At 69.4% G+C, this 21,446-nt stretch carries 22 protein-coding genes; 16 read left to right on the top strand and 6 right to left on the bottom strand.

The window, feature by feature from the left end:
* The first annotated feature begins 26 nt into the window (after positions 1-26).
* The 4 genes from U0R18_RS01995 to U0R18_RS01980 are packed head-to-tail and all read left to right on the top strand — an operon-like array spanning position 27 to position 4,991.
* Complete coding sequence (locus tag U0R18_RS01995) at positions 27-686, top strand: cysteine hydrolase family protein (RefSeq protein WP_526365417.1); 660 nt, start codon at positions 27-29, stop codon at positions 684-686.
* On the top strand, positions 683-2,227 hold the full coding sequence (gene fdrA, locus U0R18_RS01990; RefSeq protein ID WP_526365415.1) for an acyl-CoA synthetase FdrA: 1,545 nt from the start codon (positions 683-685) through the stop codon (positions 2,225-2,227). Before U0R18_RS01995 ends, fdrA begins: the two co-directional genes overlap by 4 nt.
* The gene (locus U0R18_RS01985; RefSeq protein WP_526365413.1) at positions 2,224-3,627 is read left to right on the top strand and encodes an oxamate carbamoyltransferase subunit AllG family protein; all 1,404 of its coding nucleotides are present in this window, start codon (positions 2,224-2,226) and stop codon (positions 3,625-3,627) included. Before fdrA ends, U0R18_RS01985 begins: the two co-directional genes overlap by 4 nt.
* Positions 3,624-4,991 carry a carbamate kinase gene (locus tag U0R18_RS01980; protein WP_526365411.1) on the top strand — a complete coding sequence of 456 codons (1,368 nt, stop codon included), beginning with the start codon at positions 3,624-3,626 and terminating at the stop codon, positions 4,989-4,991. Before U0R18_RS01985 ends, U0R18_RS01980 begins: the two co-directional genes overlap by 4 nt.
* Positions 4,992-5,004: 13 nt before the next feature.
* Here U0R18_RS01980 and U0R18_RS01975 read toward each other — a convergent pair whose 3' ends face one another.
* Together U0R18_RS01975 and U0R18_RS01970 are read right to left on the bottom strand one after the other, a co-directional pair.
* Positions 5,005-5,700, bottom strand: coding sequence for an Rv0518 family GDSL lipase (locus U0R18_RS01975; protein ID WP_526367365.1), 696 nt, complete (start codon positions 5,698-5,700; stop codon positions 5,005-5,007).
* Positions 5,700-6,887, bottom strand: coding sequence for an acyltransferase family protein (locus U0R18_RS01970; RefSeq protein ID WP_526365409.1), 1,188 nt, complete (start codon positions 6,885-6,887; stop codon positions 5,700-5,702). Before U0R18_RS01970 ends, U0R18_RS01975 begins: the two co-directional genes overlap by 1 nt.
* A gap of 205 nt (positions 6,888-7,092) precedes the next feature.
* Between U0R18_RS01970 and U0R18_RS01965 the strand changes: the two genes are divergently transcribed.
* The 5 genes from U0R18_RS01965 to U0R18_RS01945 all read left to right on the top strand — a co-directional run bounded on the left by U0R18_RS01965 (position 7,093) and on the right by U0R18_RS01945 (position 11,662).
* Positions 7,093-7,734 (top strand): MOSC domain-containing protein, encoded by a 642-nt coding sequence (locus U0R18_RS01965; protein ID WP_526365407.1) that lies wholly within the window; start codon positions 7,093-7,095, stop codon positions 7,732-7,734.
* Positions 7,735-7,923: 189 nt separating this feature from the next.
* Positions 7,924-8,391, top strand: a complete 468-nt coding sequence (locus tag U0R18_RS01960; protein WP_526365405.1) for an STAS domain-containing protein — start codon at positions 7,924-7,926, stop codon at positions 8,389-8,391.
* Between the two features lie 81 nt (positions 8,392-8,472).
* Positions 8,473-9,630, top strand: coding sequence for a PP2C family protein-serine/threonine phosphatase (locus U0R18_RS01955; protein ID WP_526365403.1), 1,158 nt, complete (start codon positions 8,473-8,475; stop codon positions 9,628-9,630).
* A 41-nt stretch (positions 9,631-9,671) separates the two neighbouring features.
* Positions 9,672-11,225: a sensor histidine kinase gene (locus U0R18_RS01950; RefSeq protein ID WP_526367363.1), complete on the top strand. Its 1,554-nt coding sequence runs from the start codon at positions 9,672-9,674 to the stop codon at positions 11,223-11,225.
* Positions 11,222-11,662, top strand: coding sequence for a response regulator (locus tag U0R18_RS01945; RefSeq protein ID WP_526365401.1), 441 nt, complete (start codon positions 11,222-11,224; stop codon positions 11,660-11,662). Before U0R18_RS01950 ends, U0R18_RS01945 begins: the two co-directional genes overlap by 4 nt.
* Here U0R18_RS01945 and U0R18_RS01940 read toward each other — a convergent pair.
* On the bottom strand, positions 11,598-12,398 hold the full coding sequence (locus U0R18_RS01940; RefSeq protein WP_526365399.1) for a haloacid dehalogenase type II: 801 nt from the start codon (positions 12,396-12,398) through the stop codon (positions 11,598-11,600). The genes U0R18_RS01945 and U0R18_RS01940 overlap by 65 nt on opposite strands.
* A 23-nt stretch (positions 12,399-12,421) precedes the next feature.
* On the opposite strand from U0R18_RS01940, the gene U0R18_RS01935 reads away from it, so the two are divergent.
* The 4 genes from U0R18_RS01935 to yaaA are packed head-to-tail and all read left to right on the top strand — an operon-like array spanning position 12,422 to position 15,246.
* The gene (locus U0R18_RS01935; protein WP_526365397.1) at positions 12,422-13,522 is read left to right on the top strand and encodes an alkaline phosphatase family protein; all 1,101 of its coding nucleotides are present in this window, start codon (positions 12,422-12,424) and stop codon (positions 13,520-13,522) included.
* Complete coding sequence (locus tag U0R18_RS01930; protein WP_526365395.1) at positions 13,519-14,154, top strand: class I SAM-dependent methyltransferase; 636 nt, start codon at positions 13,519-13,521, stop codon at positions 14,152-14,154. The genes U0R18_RS01935 and U0R18_RS01930 overlap by 4 nt, the downstream gene beginning before the upstream one ends.
* 27 nt (positions 14,155-14,181) lie before the next feature.
* A complete protein-coding gene (locus U0R18_RS01925; protein WP_526365393.1) occupies positions 14,182-14,424 on the top strand; it encodes a hypothetical protein in 243 nt (80 codons plus the stop codon).
* Positions 14,425-14,484: 60 nt separating this feature from the next.
* Positions 14,485-15,246 (top strand): peroxide stress protein YaaA, encoded by a 762-nt coding sequence (gene yaaA / locus U0R18_RS01920; RefSeq protein ID WP_526365391.1) that lies wholly within the window; start codon positions 14,485-14,487, stop codon positions 15,244-15,246.
* On the opposite strand, the gene U0R18_RS01915 is transcribed toward yaaA, so the two are convergent.
* Complete coding sequence (locus U0R18_RS01915) at positions 15,230-16,105, bottom strand: SAM-dependent methyltransferase (protein ID WP_526365389.1); 876 nt, start codon at positions 16,103-16,105, stop codon at positions 15,230-15,232. The genes yaaA and U0R18_RS01915 overlap by 17 nt on opposite strands.
* Before the next feature lie 57 nt (positions 16,106-16,162).
* Here U0R18_RS01915 and U0R18_RS01910 point away from each other — a divergent pair, with 57 nt between their 5' ends.
* The 3 genes from U0R18_RS01910 to U0R18_RS01900 are packed head-to-tail and all read left to right on the top strand — an operon-like array spanning position 16,163 to position 19,313.
* On the top strand, positions 16,163-17,083 hold the full coding sequence (locus tag U0R18_RS01910; protein ID WP_526365387.1) for an alpha/beta fold hydrolase: 921 nt from the start codon (positions 16,163-16,165) through the stop codon (positions 17,081-17,083).
* A 29-nt stretch (positions 17,084-17,112) separates the two neighbouring features.
* Positions 17,113-17,481 (top strand): nitroreductase family deazaflavin-dependent oxidoreductase, encoded by a 369-nt coding sequence (locus U0R18_RS01905; RefSeq protein ID WP_526367361.1) that lies wholly within the window; start codon positions 17,113-17,115, stop codon positions 17,479-17,481.
* A 44-nt stretch (positions 17,482-17,525) separates the two neighbouring features.
* On the top strand, positions 17,526-19,313 hold the full coding sequence (locus tag U0R18_RS01900; RefSeq protein ID WP_526365385.1) for an HNH endonuclease signature motif containing protein: 1,788 nt from the start codon (positions 17,526-17,528) through the stop codon (positions 19,311-19,313).
* On the opposite strand, the gene U0R18_RS01895 is transcribed toward U0R18_RS01900, so the two are convergent.
* On the bottom strand, positions 19,310-20,752 hold the full coding sequence (locus U0R18_RS01895; RefSeq protein WP_526365383.1) for a nicotinamide-nucleotide amidohydrolase family protein: 1,443 nt from the start codon (positions 20,750-20,752) through the stop codon (positions 19,310-19,312). The two genes, U0R18_RS01900 and U0R18_RS01895, sit on opposite strands and share 4 nt — an antisense overlap.
* A 7-nt stretch (positions 20,753-20,759) precedes the next feature.
* Positions 20,760-21,425, bottom strand: a complete 666-nt coding sequence (locus tag U0R18_RS01890; RefSeq protein ID WP_526365381.1) for a GNAT family N-acetyltransferase — start codon at positions 21,423-21,425, stop codon at positions 20,760-20,762.
* Positions 21,426-21,446: the final 21 nt, after the last annotated feature.

Below are 21,446 nucleotides of genomic sequence, written 5' to 3'. Positions count from 1 at the left end.
GCGGGGCGGACTTGGAGGCGGGGCCCGTGGCGACCATCGACGCCGAACCGTTTCCGCTCGACTTCGATCCGGCCACCACCGCGCTGCTCATCATCGACATGCAACGGGACTTCGTCCTGCCCGGCGGGTTCGGCGAGAAGCTCGGCAACGACACGTCTCTGCTCCTGGCCGCCGTCGGTCCGATCGGCCGGGTGCTCGACCGGGCCCGCGAGATCGGGATGTTCGTCATCCACACCCGTGAGGGCCACCGGCCCGATCTGTCGGACTGCCCGCCGGCCAAACTGACCCGCGGCGGCAAGACGTTCATCGGCGAGGACGGACCGATGGGACGGATCCTCGTCCGCGGCGAGAAGGGCCACGACATCATCGAGGACCTCTACCCCATCGACGGGGAACCGGTGATCGACAAACCCGGCAAGGGCAGTTTCTACGCCACCGACCTCGAGGACATCCTGCAGAACCGGGGCATCAAGACGCTCGTGGTCTGCGGCGTGACCACCGAGGTCTGCGTCCACACCACCGTGCGCGAGGCCAACGACCGCGGCTACCGCTGTGTGGTCCTCGAAGACGGTGTGGCGTCGTACTTCCCGGAGTTCCAGCGCGTCGCCCTGGAGATGATCAAGGCGCAGGGCGCCATTTTCGGCTGGGTGTCGGACTCCGAGAAGTTCATCGCGGCCACCGCATGACCCGCGCCAGTTCCCGGCAGTACCCGAATCTGTACAAGGACTCGGTGTCGTTGATGGCGGTGACGGCCCGCGTCACCGGACTGGACGGCATCGAGGCCGGATCGGTGGTGATGGCCTCGGCCGCCAACGTCGAGAATCTCGCGGCCGCCGGGCTGGGCGAGTTCGAGGTCCGGCCCAACGACCTCGTCGTTGCCGTCAGGGGCGACCCGGACGCGTGTGCCCAGGCACTGGAACTGGCCGACACCCTGCTCTCGGCCGCCCCGGCCAACGCCGACGGGGCCGTGGCGGACATGGCACCGACGAGCATCGCGATGGCCAGGGCGCGCAACGGCGATCTCGATCTCGCCCTGATCTCGGTGCCGGGCGACTACGCCGCGGCCGAAGCCATGAAGGCCCTCCGGCTGGGCATGGACGTCATGGTGTTCTCCGACAACGTCTCCCCCGCAGCCGAACTCGCCATCAAGACCTATGCCGCGCAGGCCGATCTGATGGTGATGGGCCCGGACTGCGGAACCTCGATCGTCAACGGCATACCGCTCGGATTCGCCAACGTGGTACGACGAGGGCCGATCGGCGTCGTGGGCGCCTCGGGCACCGGCACCCAGGAGGTGACGGTCCGCATCCACCAGGGTGGTTCGGGTGTCTCGCAGGCACTGGGCACCGGCGGACACGATCTGGCCGAGACCATCGGCGGGATCTCGATGCTGCACGGACTGGCCGCGCTGGACGGCGATCCGGGCACGGACGTCATCGTTCTGGTGTCCAAACCGCCGGCCCCGGCGGTGGCGGCGAAGGTCCTGGCCGCGGCCGCGGCCAGCGCCAAGCCGGTGGTGGTGATCTTCCTGGGCGCCGACCCGGCCGCGATCGACGGCAAGGGCGTCTACGGCGCGGTTGACCTGGCCCAGGCGGCCGATATGGCGGTCACGCTGGCAGCCGGCGGCAACCCCGGCCGTGACGACGTCCCGATCCCGGATGAGATCCGGAAACTGTTGCGCGACAAGGCCAGCCGACTGACCGACGCACAGCAGTATGTGCGGGGTATCTTCTCCGGCGGCACCTTCTGTTTCGAGGCCCAGCTGGTGCACCGCGCCGCCGGCATCACCGCGCACTCCAACACCCCGGTGGACGGCAACACCGCGTTGGCCGATATCGCCGCCAGCGTCGAGAACACCATCATCGACATGGGCGATGACGAGTTCACCCAGGGCCGTCCCCATCCGATGATCGATCCGTCGTTGCGGGACAGCAGAATTCGCGCCGAAGCCGCCGACCCGGACACCGCCGTGGTGCTCTTCGACGTCGTGCTCGGCTACGGGTCGGCGGTCGATCCGATCGCCGGACTGCTGCCGGTGCTGACCGCGGCGCGCGATACGCACGTGGTGTTCATCGGCTACGTGTGCGGCACCGACCTGGATCCGCAGAACCGTGATCAGGTGGTGGCCCGCCTGGAATCCGCCGGCGTGCTGGTCGCATCCAGTAACGCCGAAGCGGCCACCTGGTCGGCCACCCTGATCGCCCAACGAGCCGGAGTCACCGCGTGAAGAGCCTGTTCACCCGGGACCTCGAGGTGGTCAACGTCGGGCTATCGAGCTTCGCCGACAACATCACCGCCGCCGGCGGCTCCGCCACCCAACTGGACTGGGCACCACCCGCGGGCGCCGACGCCGAACTCGGCTGGACACTGGCCACCCTGATCGGCGACCCGCGGGTCGAGGAGGCCAATCGGACCGCCTACGACCGCTACCTGGCCGCCCAACCGCGCCTGCTCGATGTGGTGCCCGCCCGCGACGCGATCCCGGCGCTGACCGAACGGCGCATCCTGCACTCGGGCCCGCCGATCGGCTGGCACGACATGTGCGGCCCGCAGCGCGGCGCGATCGCCGGGGCGATCCGCTACGAGGGCTGGGCCGACGACCTGGCGGGCGCCGAAGCCCTCGCGGCCTCGGGCGCGGTCGTGCTCGAGCCGTGTCATGAGCACGGGGCGGTCGGCCCGATGGCCGGCATCATCAGCCCGTCGATGCCGGTGTGGGTGGTGGAGAACGCCGCCATGGGCAACCGCGCGTTCTGCAACCTCAACGAGGGCCTGGGCAAGGTGCTGCGCTTCGGCGCCAACTCCGACGACGTGCTCGACCGGCTGCGCTGGCTGGGCGGTGAGTTCCACACCGTGCTGCAGACCGCGGTGCGTGCCATGGCCGACCACGATCTGAAACCCTTGATGGCCCAGGCGCTGCACATGGGCGACGAACTGCACAATCGGAACGCGGCGGCGTCCGGTCTGCTGTTCAAACGCCTCACCCTGGCACTGCTGGATTCCGGTCTGCCGACCGGCGCGGTGACCCGCGCGCTGGGTTTCATCGCCGGCAACGACCATTTCTTCCTCAATGTGTCGATGGCGGCCTGCAAGTCGATGACCGATGCGGCGGCCGGGGTGACGGGCAGCAGCCTGGTGACCGTGATGGCGCGCAACGGCGTCAACTTCGGCATCCGGCTGTCCGGGACCGGCGAGCGATGGTTCCAGGCCCCCGCCAATCCGGTTGACGGCCTGTACTTCCCGGGCTACTCGGTGGACGACGCGGCCGCCGACCTGGGTGACTCGGCGATCACCGAGACCAACGGCCTCGGCGGCTTCGCGATGGCCGCCTCGCCGGCCATCGTCCAGTTCGTCGGCGGCACACCGGCGGACGCGACCGCCAACAGCCGCCGGATGCTGGGCATCACGCTGGGCACCAACCCGGCATTCACCCTGCCGCAGCTGAACTTCGGCGGCACCCCCGCCGGGATCGACGCCCGCGCGGTCGTGGACTCCGGTGTATTGCCCATCATCAATACCGGGATCGCACACAAACAGGCCGGCGTCGGTCAGATCGGCGCCGGTATCACCACGGCGCCGATGGCGTGCTTCGAGGGCGCCGTCACGGCGCTGGCGGGAGAACTTCGATGAGAACGGCCGGCCCCAGGATCGCCGTGGTCGCCTTCGGCGGCAACGCACTGGTCACCGATGCCGAGCACGACAGCATCCCGGACCAGTACGAGACCGTCGCCAACACCGTTCCACCGCTGCTGGAGCTGGTCGAACAGGGCTGGGGACTGGTGGTGTCGCACGGCAATGGGCCGCAGGTCGGGTTCATCCTGCGGCGTTCGGAGATCGCGCAGTCCGAGGTGGATCCGGTGCCGGTGGACTACGCCGTCGCCGACACCCAGGGCGCCATCGGGTACATGTTCGTCAAGGCGCTGCACAACGAGATGATCCGGCGTGGCATCTCGCGGCCCGTCGTCGCCGTCGTCACGCAGTCCGTCGTCGACCGCGACGACCCGGCCTTCGCGAACCCCACCAAACCGGTCGGTTCGTTCATGCCCGAAGAAACCGCCCGGACCATGGCCGCCGAACACGGCTGGACCATCACCGAGGACGCCGGGCGCGGCTGGCGCCGCACGGTGCCCTCCCCCGTTCCCACCGCGATCCTCGAGACCGACTCGATCCGGCAGTTGTTGGCCGCCGGCGCCATCGTCGTCGCGGCGGGCGGGGGCGGAATTCCGGTGGTGGTCGAAGCCGACGGCACCGTCTCGGGCCTCGAAGCCGTCGTCGACAAGGATCTGGCCTCGGGCCTGCTGGCGCACGAACTCGGCGCCGATCTGCTGCTGATCCCCACCGCGGTGTCCCGCGTCGCGGTCGGGTTCGGCACTCCCGCCGAGAAGTGGCTGGACCGGCTCACCGTCGCCGAGGCCCGGAACCTCATCGCCGCAGGCGAATTCGGCAAGGGATCGATGGAACCGAAGGTCGCCGCCGTCGCCGACTTCGTCGAACGGACCCCGCACGCCGCCGGCGTGATCGGCTCGGCCGCCGAGATCGCCCAGATCCTCGACGGCACCTCGGGCACGCGCATCGTGGCGGACCCCGGCCCCGTCGGTGACGACACCGTGCTGCTGGCGGTCAACGGCACCCTGATGCGCGGCCTGGAGTTGAACCCGAATCTGGTGGAGGCGGGCGCGGTGTTCGTGCGGGAGACGGTCACCGAGCCGGTCTACCGGCTGTGGAGCATCGCCGACGAGCACCCCGCGATGGTCCGGGTGACCGACGGCTCGGGCGTCGCGGTGGCGGTCGAGGTCTGGTCGGTGCCGCGGCCCGGGCTGGCCGGGATCCTGCTGGGCGAGCCGGCCGGTCTGTCCATCGGCAAGGTCGCCCTGGCCGACGGGTCAGTTGTCCTCGGCGTGATCGGCGAGCCCGCCCTGGTCGAGAACCATTCGGAGATAACGACATTCGGCGGCTGGCGATCGTACGCGGCGACGCGCGGCCTACCTTCGTGAGCTGATCCCGGCGTCAGACGGGCCGGGAGAGCTGGGCGGCGATCAACGGTGCGATGCGGTCGGCCAGGAACGCGTGTCCGGCGTCGGTCGGATGCACACCGTCGTGACCGATGAGCCACGGCGTACCGAAGAACCACCCGGCGATCAGCGGATCGTAGAACGTCGCACCGTGCGACACGGCCTGCGCGCGCAGTGCGTCGCGGATCCGCAACACCGCCGGCGGCACGTCGGCACCCGTCCACGGCGGCCCGATCACCAACAGCTTCGCCCCCGGTGCGGTCCGTCGCGCCTGCGCGAACGCCACCGCCGCATTGGCCGCGACCACATTCGGGTCGGCCGGTGCGTCGTTGCGGGATCCGAAGAACACCACCAACGCGTCGTCGGGCCGGACGGCGCGGGGCGTCAGGTCACCGAACAGGCTGCCGTGGTTGCCGCGGATCGCGTATCCGGCACCGCCTTCGGCCGACACCTCCGGTGTCACGTTGAAGCCCTGGGTCGCCAGCATCTGCCAGACCCGGGGCGCCCAGCCGCTGGGCCCCACCCCACCCTCGGTGCTGCCGGTGGTGTAGGAATCACCGATCACCGCGATCCGACTGGCGGGCGCCGTCGACGCCGCCGGCGCGCCCCACGCCGCCGGGGTGACGAGCACCGTCAGCGCCGTCAGCATGGTCAGCGCCCAGAGGGCCGTCGCGCGCAGGAGTGTGCGCATCACCGCACCGCCGCCTTCCGTCGATCCGGCCGTATCGCGCCGGAGGGGTCGTCCGTCGGCGGGCGCGCGTCGAGCATGCGGCGCAACCACTTCCGGGCCGGCTCCTCCACCACGTGGTAGAGCAGCGCCGCCGCCAGTAGGCACAGCGCGAACAGGCCGGCCACGATCAGCTTGCCCGGCCCGCCGGTCAGCGTCAGGTCGAACTGCCGGGCCGCCCAGTTCCAGCTGGTGTGGACCAACTCGTGGAGCATGTACAGGCAGAACGAGATCTGACCGCCGTAGACGATCGCGCGGGTGGCCAGCAGCCGCGGCAGCGTCCCGACGCCGATGGCCAGTGCCACCACCAACGGCATGAACAGCAGGTCCACCACCCCGCCGCTGTCGATCACATCGTGCAGCGGGTGGGCGTCCAGAACATAGAGGAGGCTCACGGACGCGGCGACGATGGCCGCGGCGGCGACGCCGGCCAGCACGCGCGTCTGGTGGGACGGGCGCAGCCGGCGGACCGCGGCGCAGGCCAGCGCTCCCGCGGTGAACTGCATCAGGATCCGTGGCAGCCAGCTCCACGGGGTGTAGAAGTGCCCGCTGATCAGCAGCAGGAGGACGGGCGGCAGCGACGCCGCCAGGGCCAGCAGCATCAGGCCGCGCGCCCGGGTGACCTGCGCCAGCCGGAAGATCACCATGATCAGCACGCCGAACAGCAGGTACGCCAGCCATTCGGCGCTGATCGACCAGGCCGGACCGTCCCAGCTGGAACCGTCGAAGAACGGCTGGAACCACAACTGCACCATGAACAGCTGCCGGATGTAGCTGACGGCGTTGAAGGCGCTGGTGTCCTCGGTCGGGATATGGCCGACGTAGAAGGTGAACACCACCCACAGCGCGGCCAGGTGCAGCGTCACCAGGTAGACGGGCCAGACCCGGGCCAGGCGCAGCCACAGGAACCGGACTGTGCCGCGCAGCGACCACGACTGCCCCATGGTGTCCAGGTAGTTCCAGGTCAACACGAAACCACTCAGGATGAAGAACAGGTCGACGCCCTGTGCGCCGGCGTTGAGCAGCGGCGCGACGGCCGAGGCGAATGCGGGCGCGGCCTCGTGCAGCAGGGGCCGGAAGTGGAACAACACGACCCACAGTGCCGCGAAGATGCGAAGCCCGGTGAGGGCCTTGATCTCTCCGCTGCGCACAGACTCTTCCTGACGACCACTTCCGACGATGCACTGCCGCCGGGCCTCGTGCTCGCCGAACCCGACGGTTCCCACTGACCCCCGCCGGTCAGCCTAACAGCGCGGCGCCGTCGGCCCCGGGATCGAAATGCTGTGTGATTGCTGACAGCGTGGGATCTCCCCGCCGTCGGCGGCCGGCCGGGAACTGGCCGTTACCCTCGACCGCATGACGGTGGTCGGCAGGGTTCTCACGGTCAATGTGGCCGTTCCGGGCAGCGGGACCGGTATCGACAAACGGCCGATCGACGACGCCGTCGCCGTCCGCCCGCCCGGCCCGATGCACAACGGCCTGGGCAGCGGACTGGTGGGCGACACGATCTGCAATCGCACGTTCCACGGTGGCGACGATCAGGCCGTGTACGCCTACGCCCGCGAGGACCTCGACCACTGGCAGGTCATCCTCGGACGTGACCTGCTCAACGGGATGTTCGGCGAGAACCTCACCACCTCGGGTCTGGATGTCACCAACGCCCGGATCGGCGAGCAGTGGGCGGTGGGCGCGTCGGGCCTGCGGCTCGAGGTGTCGCGCCCGCGAATTCCGTGCCGGACGTTCGCGCAATGGCTGGCGGTGCGGGGCTGGATGAAGACGTTCACCGCGGCGGCCGTGCCCGGTGCGTACCTGAGGGTGCTCGACGCCGGACCGGTGCGTGCCGGGGATCAGATCGAGGTGGTCCACCGGCCCGCGCACGACATCACCGTCGGGCTGGTCTTCCGCGCGATGACCAAGGAACCGGAGCTGCTACCCCGCCTCGTCGGGATAGCAGCCCTGCCCGATGAAATCAGGCAAATCGCCCGCGCGCGCATCTGATCGCCGAAATCAACTGTATGACAATGGTTTTCGCCATATTGCGATTGTTACCGGCGGGTATCAGGGCAAAACAATTCTCACGAACGTATTAGACACTGCTCCCAGTGACCTTAGATTTGCCTCATAGCCTTCGTGGCAGTGGTCGAGCTTCGAGTCTCGAACCAGCAGCTACCAGGGGATGGAGCCGTCATGACGCCGATCAACGCATCGACCGACGCCTTCCGCAAGGCCGGGTCCGTACTGCGATACGGCAATCCCGTCTTCGATTGCGACGGTGCCTGGATACGCGCGCTGTCCCGCCAGCTGGCGAACGTGGTGACCGTCGGCGGGTCCATCAGCTCCGACAACCTGGATCGGGTCAGCGCCCTGGTCCGCCGGTTCGTGAACGACGAGAAGCCGTTCGTCATCGACCTCAGTGCCCTGGACATCGTGACCGCCCCGGCCGCACGGCTGCTCGAAGTCGTTTCCGAGACCTGTGAGAAGGCCGGTGTCGACTGGGCCATGGTGGCCGGCGGTCCTGCGGGCCAGGCGTTGGAGAACGCCGGCGCCGTCTACGCGTCGGTGCCCGATGCCCTCGAGGAATTCGCCGAGGCGAACACCAGCCGCCGCTCGATGATGATGCCGCTGCTGGGCGCCAAGCTCACCAAGTCCGCCTGAGCGGGCGGCTCCGGTCCGGGTAACCGGTAAGGTCGATACATCGCCACTTCAGCATCGCCCGCCGGTCCCCTGTCTACCGATGTGCGTGGTTCGTTGGCCCTGTTGCTCGTCGAGGACGACCGCCAGGACGCTCTGCTGGTCGAGGAACTGATCGCCGACACCAGCATGCAGACCACGGTGACACTGGCCCCTTCGCTGGCGGAGGCAGAACGCCAGATCGCGATCAACCGGCCGGACTGCGTCCTGCTGGACATGAACCTGCCCGACGGCACCGGCCTGTTGGTGCTCGAGCGCATCACCCGCCTCGACGTGACCCTGCCGATCGTCGTGCTCACCGGGTTCACCGACGAACACTTCGGCGTGTCCGCCGTCGGCGCCGGCGCGCAGGACTATCTGGTCAAGGGCCGCGTGGAACCGGAGATGCTGCAGCGCGCCCTGCTGTACGCGATCGAACGCAAACGCGCCGAACTGACCGCCGTGGACCTGCACGCCAGCGAGCTGCGGGCCCGGGAAACGGCCCGGCTGGAGCGCGGTCTGTTGCCCTCACCGCTGCTCCTCGACGATCCCGGCGTCAACATCGTCGCCCGGTACCGGCCCAGCCGGGAGAACGCCCTGCTGGGCGGCGACTTCTACGACTTCGTCCAAACCCCGGATCGCACCGTGCACGTGATGATCGGCGACGTCGCCGGCCACGGCCCGGACGAGGCCGCCCTGGGGGTGGCGCTGCGCATCGCCTGGCGTGCGCTCACATTCGCCGGCCTACGGGGTCCCGATCGGATGCGGGAGCTCAACCGGATCCTGAGCACCGAACGGTCCGGCAGCGGGGCTTTCGCGACGGTGTTGAGCCTCGCGATCCCGCCGGCGGGTCCGATGATCACCGCCGTGCGCGCCGGGCACCCCGGCATGCTGCTACACCACAACGGCACCGTGGATTGGATCGAACCGCCCGGTGCCGGGGCGCTGGGCCTGCATGACGGTGACTGGCCCGCCGACAAGGTCGAGCTGCCCGCCGGCGCCGGGCTGGTGCTGTTGACCGATGGTGTTTTCGAGGGCCACTCGGGTCGGGGCAGGGAGCGCCTGGGTGAGGAGGGCCTGCTCGAGTTGGCGAGGTCGCTGGCCCATCTGCCCGCGGCCACCTTCGTCGACGCGCTGATCGACGGCGCCGAGGCGATGGCCCAGGCACATGGCGGCCTGTCCGACGACATCGCCGTCGTGCGGGTGGAGCGGATGCCCTGGTGAGCCGCGCACTGCGGTTGAGCGTGCTGGGCTGGCTGAACCTGATGCTGTCGGCGATCGGACTGGTGGTGCTGGCCGGCGCGGTGGCGGTGGCCGTGCTGCTGCACAAGATCGACCGGATGTCCGCCGAGCTGGCCGAGGACATCCAGCCCACCCGGGTCGCCGCCCAGGAGTTACAGGCTGGGCTGCGCGATCAGGAAACCGCGGTCCGTGGCTACGTGATCGCCGCCGATCGGCAGTTCCTGGAGCCGTATGCCGACGGCCAGCGCGCCGAGGCGGCGGCCGCCGATGAGATCCGCCGCCGCGCGGGTGACCGACCCCAGCAGATGGCCGACCTCGAGGCCATCGAGGCGGCGGGCGCCCGATGGCGAACCAATTACGCGGAACCGCTGATCAACTCGGTGACCCCCGGGCGGCCCACCGCCGCCGACGCCGCCAGCGTCGAGCGGGGAAAGGCCGAATTCGACGATATCCGTATCCTCTTCGAGGCCCAGAACGACCACCTGAGCACAGTACGGGCGGATGCCCTGCACGAATTGCGGCGCGCCCAGGCATGGCGCAACGGTGTTCTGATCGCGATCCTGGCGGTCTTCGTGGCCACCGCCGCGCTGCTGGCCGTCCTGGTGCGTAGTGCCATCACCCGGCCCCTGGGTGCGCTGGCCGCGGCGTGCCGGCGGATCACCGGTGGCAGTTTCGGCGAGCGGATCGTGCCCGCCGGCCCGCGGGACATTCGCGCCATCGGTCGCGACGTCGAGGACATGCGCCAGCGCATCGTCGCCGAACTCGACGAATCTCGTTCGGCGCGAACGCGATTGACCGAGCAGGCCCAGGTACTCGACGAGCAGACCGTCGAACTGCGCAGATCCAACGCCGAATTGGAGCAGTTCGCCTACGTGGCGTCGCACGATCTGCAGGAACCGCTGCGCAAGGTGGCTTCGTTCTGCCAGCTCCTGGAACGGCGATACGGCGATCAACTCGACGAGCGTGGCACCGAATACATCCGGTTCGCCGTCGACGGAGCCAAACGCATGCAGGTGCTCATCAACGACCTGCTGACGTTCTCCCGCGTCGGCCGGCTCAACGTCACCCATGCCGAGGTCGAACTCGACCGGGTGCTCGATCTGGCCATCGAGAATGTCTCGGGCGCGATCGAGGAGTCCGGTGCGCTGATCACCCGGCCCCTCCGTCCGCTGCCGCGCGTGCTCGGGGATGCCACGCTGTTGACGATGTTGTGGCAGAACCTGATCGGCAACGCCGTCAAATTCAGCCGCCCCGGTGAAACGCCGCGCATCGACATCGAATTCGAGTCGTCGGATGACCCCGCGGCACCGGATCAGTGGCGATTCAGCGTGTCCGACAACGGAATCGGTATCGGCGATGAGTTCGTCGACAAGGTGTTCGTCATCTTCCAGCGGCTGCACGGCCGCGACGCCTATGCGGGCACCGGCATCGGACTGGCATTATGCAAGAAGATCGTCGAATACCACGGCGGCACGATCTGGATCGACACGTCCTACGCCGGCGGCACCCGGTTCTATTTCACGCTCCCGGTGCATGCGGTCGTCCCCCAGATGGAAGAGGAAGGAACACACGTATGAGCTCCGACGCCCGGCCCATCGACGTCCTGCTGGTCGAGGATGACCCCGGCGACGAGCTGATCACGCGAGAGGCGTTCGAGCACAACAAGATCAACAACACGCTGCACGTCGCCCGCGACGGCGAGGAAGGGCTGGACTTCCTGTACCGGCGCGGTGCGCACGAGGGGGCCCCGCGGCCGGATCTGATCCTGCTCGATCTCAACCTGCCGAAGTACGACGGGCGCCAGCTGCTGGAGAAGATCAAATCCGATGCGGACCTGTGCCACATCCCGGTGGTGGTGCTGACCACCTCGTCGGCCGAAGAGGACATTCTGCGCAGCTACAAACTGCACGCCAACGCCTATGTCACCAAGCCGGTGGACCTCGACCAGTTCATGAGCGCGGTTCGTCAGATCGACGAGTTCTTCGTCCAGGTCGTGCGGCTGCCGAACTCCTGACATCCAGGAGTTCGGCGAGCTCGATCATTGACCCGGCGACCACATCCCAGTCCGCCTCGGGCTCCAGGTCGCTGAGCTGTGCCGGCCCGTGTTCGTGGGCCCGGACCACGAAGCCGGTCGCCAGGCCGGCCGACCGGGCCGCCGCCAGATCGCCGTTGTGCGCGGCCACCAGCATGATCTCCCCCGGCTCCAGGCCCAGGTATGTCCCGGGTGTGCGGTACGCCGCCGGATCGGGTTTGTAACTGCGGCCGACGTCGGAGCCGAGCACCACATCCCACGGCAGCCCCGCGTACTTGGCCATGTCGACGAGCAGCGCAGTGTTCCCGTTGGACAGCGGACCGACGATGAACGCGGTGGCCAGTGCGCTGATCCCGGCGACACTGTCCGGCCACGGTGGCAGCCAGCGCCACGACCGCGCCAGGGCGTCCACGTCGTCGGGAGCGAAGCCGGCCGGATCCAGCCCGGCGTCGCGCAGCACCGCATCGAGGTTCTCCCGGTGCAACGTGTCCAGATCGACGAAGGCGCGCTGCCCGGACCGCACGCGGTGCATCGCCGGCTGATATCGGGACCGCCAGGCGTCGGCGAATTGTGTTGCATCGATCCTGATCTCGTATCGGTGGGCGAAATCGCCCACCGCCGAGGCGATTCCCGTGCGCCAGTCGACCACCGTCCCGAAGGTGTCGAAAAGGACCGCGCGGACGATCGAGCCCGTCGACGGTGAGCGGTACGAACCCATACCCGCAAGGCTAGGCTGACCGGGTGGATCTGCCACGCCCGGACACCGCCCTGCCGCACTTGGCCGACGTCACGCCCGCGCTACTGTCGGCGCTGGGAGCGCCCGGGTTCGAGGACCGGATCGGCCTGCCCGGCCCCGTGCGTGGCGCGGCCGTCCTGCTGATCGACGGCCTGGGCGCCGAACTGCTGGACACCTTCGCGGCCGATGCCCCGGTGCTGGCCGGGTTGCGGGGGCGCACGTTGCAGGTGGGCTTCCCGGCGACCACCGTCGCGGGCCTGGCGGCCGTGGGGACGGGGCATCGTTCCGGCCGACACGGCATGGTGGGGATGACATTTCGGCTGCCCGGAGCCGGGGTGCTGAACGCACTGCGGTGGCAGCCGGTCGATGGTGGGTTGTCGCCCGAACAGGTGCAGCCGATGCCGACAGTCTTCGAACGGGCCGCCGGGATCGCGGTCCGGGTGATCTCGGCCGCACAGTTCGCCGAGTCGGGCCTGACCCGCGCGGTGCTTCGCGGCGGCCGATATATCGGCGTGCTGGGCATCGGTGACCTGGCCGCGCAGGTGTGCGCCGCGGTCGCCGAGGGCGGGCTGTGCTACGGCTACCACGCCGACCTGGACCTGCTCGGCCACCTCTACGGACCCGGCTCGCAGCCCTGGCGGATGCAGCTGCGCCAGGTCGACCGCCTGGTCGAGTCGATCATGGACGCGTTGCCGCCGGGCGCGATGTTGGCCGTGGTGGCTGATCATGGCATGGTGGCCGCCGGCGAGAAGGTCGACATCGAATCGGATCCGGTTCTGCAGGAAGGGGTTTCGATGATCGCCGGGGAGCCGCGCGCCCGGCACGTCCACACCGATGCGCCGGAGTCGGTGGCTTGGATCTGGCGCGAGGTGCTGGGCGATCGCGCCTGGGTGGCCACCCGAGAACAGGCGATCGCCGCCGGCTGGTTCGGCGACACCGTGAGCGACGCGGTCCGGCCCCGGATCGGTGACGTCGTCGTGGCGGCACGTGACACCGTCATACTCACGCGGCCCCGGGCCGAACCGATGGAATCGAACCTGCTCGGGCAGCACGGTTCCCTGACCAGCGCCGAACAGCGCGTCCCCCTGCTGCTGGCCCACGGATGAGCACCCGCTGGGCGGGCTCGGACGGTCCCCGCGGCGACGACTACGACGCCCGGTGGCGGCGGATGGCCGCCCGGGGCGCGGCCATCCACGGCGAGGCCGATCTGGTGGAGTCCCTGGCCCGGGCCGACGGATTGACCCGGATCCTCGACGCCGGCTGCGGCACCGGCCGGGTGGCGATCGAGTTGGCCCGGCGCGGCTTCCCGGTCACCGGCGTCGACGCCGATCCGGCGATGCTGGCCACCGCGCGGGAGAAGGCACCCGAATTACCTTGGGTACAGGCCGATCTCGCGTCGCTGGATGGACTTCTCGACGAAGTCTTCGAGGTGGTCGTGCTGGCCGGCAACGTGATGATCTTCCTGACCCCCGGGACCGAGGACCGCGCGCTCGGGCAATTGGCGGCGCGACTGGCGCCCGGCGGATTGCTGATCGCTGGGTTCCAGTTACGGGCCGGCCGCCTGCCACTGGCCGACTACGACCGGTTCGCCGAGGCCGCCGGGCTGACCCCCGTGGCGCGCTGGTCCACCTGGGACCGCGAGCCCTTCACCGGCGGGGACTACGCGGTGTCGGTCCACCGGCACCTCTCATCAGAATTCGCGCTCGGCGAGGTACCGAACCACCCGCCGCGGGCGTAGGATAATTTCCTGCGATCGGAGCAGGTCATGGCCACAAAATCTATTGTGGAAGCGGCGTCGGCGATGGCGTTGGGCATCGGCATATTGCTGTCCGCTTCACCGGCGAACGCGCTACCGCGGTGCGTCAACACCTCGAACTACACCACCCAGTGCGAATCCAACGGCAACTCGCAGATCACCACGTTCCCCGGGCCCTCGGCGTACAACTCCGGTTGGCCGGGATGGGGCTGGGGTTGGGGCGGATTCGGATTCGGGTTCGGCTTCGGCTGATTCGCCCCACCCCGTCGGGCCGGGTGGGCCTCGCCGCGGTCGCCCGCTACGGTCTGATGCGTGATCGTGCTGCTGCCGCCGTCGGAGACCAAGCGTGCCGGCGGTGACGCCCCGGCACTGCGGCTCGAGGCGCTGGGCCATCCCAGCCTCACCCCGGTGCGCGAGGACCTGGTCGACGAACTCGTCGCCCTGGCCGCCGACCGTCCCGCGTCCCGTCGCGCCCTGGGGATCTCGGCGAAGCAGGACGCCGAGATCGACCGCAACGCCGCGCTATGGTCGGCGCCCACGATGCCCGCCATCGACCGCTACACCGGGGTGCTCTATGACGCGCTGGACATCGGATCGCTGAAAGGTGCTGCGGCGCAACGGGCTCGAGCTCGGCTGGCGGTCGGCTCGGCGCTCTTCGGGTTGCTCCGCGCCGATGACGAGATCCCGGCGTACCGCCTGTCGGCCGGTTCCAAACTGCCCGGCGGGGCCACCCTGGCGTCCCGCTGGAAGCCCGCACTCGAACCGGTGCTGGCCAAGATCGCCGCGGAGGAACTCGTCGTCGACCTGCGGTCGGGGGCCTACGCGGCGCTGGGCCGCATTGCCGGTGCCGTCGGTGTTGTCACCGTCGACGTGCTCTCCGAACGACCCGATGGCACCCGCACGGTCGTCAGTCACTTCAACAAGGCCCACAAGGGCGAACTCGCCCGGGTGCTGGCGTCGGGCCGCAGCGAACCGAATGACGCGGCCGGCGTCGTCACGGTGGCACGCCGGGCCGGTCTGCACGTGGAACGCACCGGCAACAAGCTGACCGTCGTGGTCAGCGATGAGCGGTGATGTACGTCGTGTCGGCGAACGCCGCGAAGACCTCGCGCTCCGGGTAGGCCAAGCCGTACCGTTCGTGCAATTCGACGACGGTCTGGCTGTCGATCCGCCAGTCGGCCAGATGCTGCAGGGTGTGCCGCCGGTCCTGGTGATACATCAGGTCATTGATGTTGACGTCCATCCGCTGCCAACGTTCCTCGTTCATCGCCGTCCGCTCACTGAACGACGACATGTCCGGGATGAAGTCGAACGCCAGCCAGCTGCCCACCGCGCTCGCGGCGTTGATCTGGTCGAGCAGCGCACCGGCATCCGGCAGGTAATAGAGCAGGCCCTCCGCGCTCCACACCGTCGGCAGCGCCGGATCGAAACCCGCGTGCCGCAGCGCTGCCGGCCAGTCCTGGCGCAGGTCGATGGCGACCGGACGGTGCGCCGCGGCCGGTTGTGCGATCGGCGCCAGCACCGACGCCTTGAAATCCAGCACGGCGGGCAGATCGATCTCGAAAACCGTGGCGCCCGCCGGCCACGGCAGGCGGTAGGGCCGGGTATCCAGGCCCGAAGCCAGGATCACCGCCTGGGTGACCCCGCCGCGGGTGGCGTCGAGGAAGATATCGTCGTAGAACCGGGTGCGCGTGGCGATGTGGTTGGCCGACTGCTGCGGATCGTGCTCGGGGTCACCGGACGGGTTCTCGCCGTCGAGCAGCTTGACGAAATACGGCAGCCCGACCGCGCGGACCAGCGCTTCGGCGAACGGGTCGTCGATCAGGGGGTCGGCGGCGCGGCTCGCCAGCGCCCGCGAAGCGGCCACCATGGTCGCGGTCGCGCCCACGCTGGAGGCCAGATCCCAGTGGTCGTCGGCGGTGCGTTCGGTCATCGGCGCAGAGTATCGCGATCGTCGAATCCACCACATCACGCGTGGCACACTTGCCGAATGGCATTCGACATCGCCCGGCCGAAGCTGGAGGGCAACATCGGCGTCGACGGTGACCGCCGGCTCAGTTTCGCCGAGTTCGGGGACCCGCAGGGCCGCTCGGTCTTCTGGCTGCACGGCACGCCCGGTGCGCGCCGCCAGATTCCGACCGAGGCCCGGCTGTTCGCGGAGCAGAACAACATCCGGCTCATCGGGGTGGACCGCCCCGGAATCGGCTCGTCGACACCGCACCAGTACGAGACCGTGTCCGAATTCGCGCATGACCTGCGCACCATCGCCGACACCCTGGGCGTCGGGCGGTTCGCCGTCGTGGGACTGTCCGGCGGTGGGCCCTACACGCTGGCGTGCGCGGCCGCGATGCCCGACCGCGTGATCACCGCCGCTGTCCTCGGCGGGGTGGCTCCCACCCGGGGACGCGACGCCATCAGCGGCGGCGCCATGACGCTGGGCACCGTCGTCGCGCCGCTGCTCGAGGTCGCCGGCCTGCCGATGCGACTGGCTGCGGTCACCCTGGTCAACATGATCCGCCCGATCGCCACGCCCGCGCTGTACGCCTACGCGGCCATCTCGCCCGAAGGTGACCGGCGACTGCTGGTGCGGCCCGAGTTCAGGGCGATGTTCCTCGACGATCTGCTCAACGGCAGTCGTAAGCAACTGTCCGCGCCGTTCGCCGATGTGGTGGCGTTCGCCCGCCCGTGGGGCTTCAGCCTCGACGAGGTCAAGGTGCCGGTGCACTGGTGGCACGGCGACGCCGACCACATCATCCCCTACGCCCACGGCGAGCACTGCGTGGCCGCACTGCCCGACGCGAAGCTCTACACCATCCCCGGCGAGAGCCACCTGGCCGGTCTGGGCTGCGCCGAGGAGATCCTGCGTACCGTGATGACGGTGTGGGACCGGGACGAGAGGACAACCCCGTGAGCCATCCCAACGACGTGCCCGGCGTGCCGATGCTGATGCCGCCGTGGCTGGAGAACATGCAGGTCAAATATCTCAATCCGGCATTGGGGCCCATTCTTCGGCACCTGCCGTCGTTCGGGGTGATCACGCATGTCGGACGGAAGTCGGGCACCCGCTACGAGACGGTGGTCTCGCCCCTGCGCAAGGACAACGTCGTCGCGATCGGCCTGATCCACGGCAAGACGAACTGGGTCAAGAACGTGCTGGCCGCCGGCGAGGCCGATATCCGCATGGGCCGCAAGGACTTTCATCTGGTCCACCCGCGGCTGGTGCCCGCCGGTGGAGACACCACCGGACTGCCGCGCGCCGCCCGGGCCATCAACCGGCGCGCGGGGGTGTTGGTCGCCGATATCGGGTAGCGCTGCCACTGGACTTTGTCGGCAATTCGAACTAGTGTTCGAATATGACATCCAGTGCAGTCGGCGATCGGGACACCGTCCTGGGTGCCCTGGCGTCGATCGAGACCGCTCTGAATGTGCTGGCCGCCGCATCGTTGGACGGTTTCACCCCACCCGAGCTGCTCGAGCTGCTGGCCCGCCGGGAAGTGATCGCTCGCCGGGGCCCGGCCCTGGATCATCGGATCATCCACGGGTTGCGATCCCAGGCCCGCCCGGGCGAGTTGGGGTCCACCACGTGGCCCAAGGTCCTGGCCGAGCGGCTGCAGGTGTCGGCCGAGGAGGCGTCTCGGCGCCTCACCGATGCCGCGGACCTGGGTCCGCGCACCGCGGTCACCGGGGAAGCACTGGCGCCGGTGCTGCCGCACTTCGCGGCCGCGCAGGCCCACGGGCAGGTCGGGGCCGAGCATCTGCGCATCACCCGCAAATTCTTCAAGAAACTGCCCGCCGCGGTGGATCGGGCCACCCGGGTTGCCGCGGAGAAGGACCTCGCCCAGCGGGCCGTGGCGTTCGGGCCCGAGGAGTACCGCAAAGCCGCCGACTTCCTGGCGGCCCTGCTACATCCTGACGGCGACTTCGACGACGCCGACCGCCAACGCCGCCGCGGCGCAACGATGGGCCGCCAGAGCGCCGACGGGCTCACCGAGTTCACCGCAACCATGTCCCCGGAATGCCGGGCGGTGTGGGAACCCATCTTCGCCAAACTCGACGCCCCCGGCATGTGCAACCCGGCCGATGAAAACCCCTGTGTGACGGGGCGGCCGACCGCCGAACAGATCGCCGCAGACACCCGATCCCCAGCGCAACGCCGCCACGACGCCCTGGTGGCCGCCGGACGGATCGTGTTGTCCACCAAGAGCCTCGGCGATCTCAACGGTCTGCCGGTCACCGTCATCGTCACCACCACCCTGGCCGAACTCGAAGCCGGTGCCGGGACCGCCCTCACCGGCGGCGGATCCCGGATGCCGATGCGCGATCTGATCCGCAACGCCGCCGAGGCGTATCACTACCTGGCGGTTTTCGACGGCGACGGCAAGGCCCTGCACCTGGGCCGCTCCAAACGCACCGCCTCGGTAGCCCAGCGGATCATGCTGCACGCTCGCGATCACGGCTGCACCAAGCCGGGCTGCATCGCCGCCGGCTACCGATGCCAGGTCCACCACCTCGAGTCCGACTGGGCCGAGGACGGCGTGACCGATATCGACAAACTCACCCTGGCCTGCGGCCCCGACAACCGCATGTGCACCGAATTCCACTGGGACACCCACCTCAACGAACACGGCCGGGTCGAATGGATCCCGCCGCCGGGCCTGGACCACGGACAACCCCGCATCAACACGATGCACCACCCCCAAGACCGCCTGGCGCCCCACCCCGACCCCTCCGGGATACCTGACCGCGCACCGGTCCGCGAAACGACCCCCATCATCGAAAGACCCTGCCCGACAACCGAACCCGATCGCTACGATGACGAGATCTTCGAATACCTACTCGCCATCGACCCCGACCCCGACGGCCTCACCCTCTGGCAACAACCCATCCCCCACAACCCCGACAACTGGCCCGACGACGACTGGCCCGACGACCAATCCGCCTACTATCACGGCGTCCTCGGCCTCAACGACGACCCCGACGCGGACGCCTACGACGACTGGCACCACAACCTCGACCCCGACCTCATCAGCGCACTGGACGCCTACAGCGACCTGCTCGACGAGGACGTGTGGCAACCCGTGTCCCCATGTCACCCACCGGACTGGGACGAGGTGTCGGCAGGATCGATCGCTGTCCCCTAGGGACGCAACGCTTCCCGCAACATGTGGAACGCGACGGTGGTGGAACGTTCGCGGATGTCGGCGCGGTTGCCCGGCAAGAGCAGGGTTCGCGTCACGGGAGGGGCACCAGCCACCGCAATGGTGAAACATACCGTGCCGACCGGCTTTTCGGCCGAACCTCCCCCGGGTCCGGCGATGCCGGTGGTGGCAATCGCGACGTCGGCGTCGAACTGCCGCAGGGCCCCCGCGGCCATCGCCTCGGCGACCGGTTCGGACACGGCGCCGTGCTCGGCGATCAACGCCGGATCCACGCCCAACACATGGCTCTTCGCGGCATTGGAGTACACCACCGCCCCGCCCATCACGTAGTCCGAGGAGCCGGCCCGGTCGGTCAGCCGAGCGGCGATCAGCCCCGCGGTGCAGGACTCGGCGGTGGCGATCTTCCGGCCGGCCAGCAGCGCGGCCACCTGATCGTCGATCAGGGAGCCGTCGGTGGAGAACAACTCCCGAGGATGATGGGTGCGCAGCGCATCGACCAGTTGGATGTAGACGGCGGCATCGTCGGGCTCGTACCGCGTGACGATCTCGAGCTCGCCGCGGCGCAGGCACGTGGTGATCTCGAGTCGGTCGAAGCCGTCGATGTCACGCTCGGCGGTCCGCAGCGTCTCGGCCAGACCCGACTCCGGCAGCCCGAACATTCGCACGGTGTCCTGCCGGTAGGCGGTCCGGCCTGCGATGGCATCCAACACGACAGGCAGCCCGATTGCGGTGCGCCACATGGGTTGTAGCTCACGCGGCGGTCCGGGCAGGACGAGGACCGTCGGGGTCGGGAGTGAGGGCGAAGCCCGCAGCGGACGAGCCCGCGCATCAGACTCCGTCGGGGTCGGGAGTGAGGGCGAAGCCCGCAGCGGACGAGCCCGCGCATCAGACTCCGTCGGGGTCGGGAGTGAGGGCGAAGCCGGCAGCGGACGAGCCCGCGCATCAGACTCCGTCGGGGCGGTCTGCGTTCCGGGCACGATGACACCCGGTGCCGTGCCGACCGGATCGATGACCAATGCCCCCTCGGGAACCAGGGCCTGTTTGCGGTTGGCGGCCCGGATGGCGTCGAAGTCGGCATCCGGAAAGCGGCGCATCAAGGACCGGAGGATCGTGGCGATCTTCTCCTCGAGCTCCTCGTCGAGCGCCAGGGCGCGGCCGGTGAATTCGGCCACCACGGCCACCGTCATATCGTCGGCGGTCGGGCCCAGTCCCCCACTGGTGATGATCAGGTCGACACTCTCGCCGGCCAGGAACCGCAACGCCGCAGCGATATCGTCGGGCCGGTCGCCGCAGATCGCGATGTGCGCCAGTTCAACACCCAGGCCGAGCAGCTGGTCGGCCAGGAACGGACCATTGGCGTCGGCGACCCGCCCGGTCAGCACCTCGGTGCCGGTGACGACTATGCCGGCGCGTGCGCTCACCGGCGGCTCAGGACGGTGTGGCGCCGGGAGCGCGGACCACCATCGGCACCGCCGGGAAATAGGCGGCCATCTCGGCGCGCGAACGACGCAGCGCAGCGGTGCCGAATCCACGCTTGCGGTGTGCGGGGTGGATCCATATCCGGACGTTCACCTCGCCGCCGGCGAGTTCCCCGAAGACCATGCCGACCTTGTCGTCGCCCTCGACCGCGACGAACCAGGCGGCGTCCTCGGCGGCCACCCGGTTGACCGCCGAGCGGATCTCGTCGTCCAGGTCACCGGCCGGCGCACCCGAGCCGTCGCCGGCGGCGTGCATGTCCTCGGTGCGGGCCGCGAAGATGTCGCGGTCGGCCGAACCGGAGAACGGCCGCAGCGTCAGGCTGTCGCCGATACTGGCGGGCCGGTCCGAGGCGGTGAAGCTCAGCTGGGAGTTCAGGTCCTCGAGCTCGGCCGCGATCGCGCGGCGGGACTGTTTGGTCAGCTGGTCGAAGGACAGTCCCAGAACCGCCTCGGCGCTGCGCTCGGAGGTGCCCAGGGTTTCCCGGATGGTGGCCAGCGCCGCCGGGCGGTCCTCGGCCTCGACGATCGCGTCGAGCAGTTCGTGGCGCCGGTCCAGCGCGGTCAGCAGGGCGTCGGTGATCTCGCGGCGGGCCGCGGCGATGTCGTGGTCGGGCATGGCTTGCAGCGTAGTTCAGTC

The sequence above is a fragment of the Mycobacterium sp. genome (assembly GCF_046330795.1).
Lineage (GTDB): Bacteria > Actinomycetota > Actinomycetes > Mycobacteriales > Mycobacteriaceae > Mycobacterium.
This window is presented reverse-complemented; position numbering and strand designations above follow the sequence as displayed.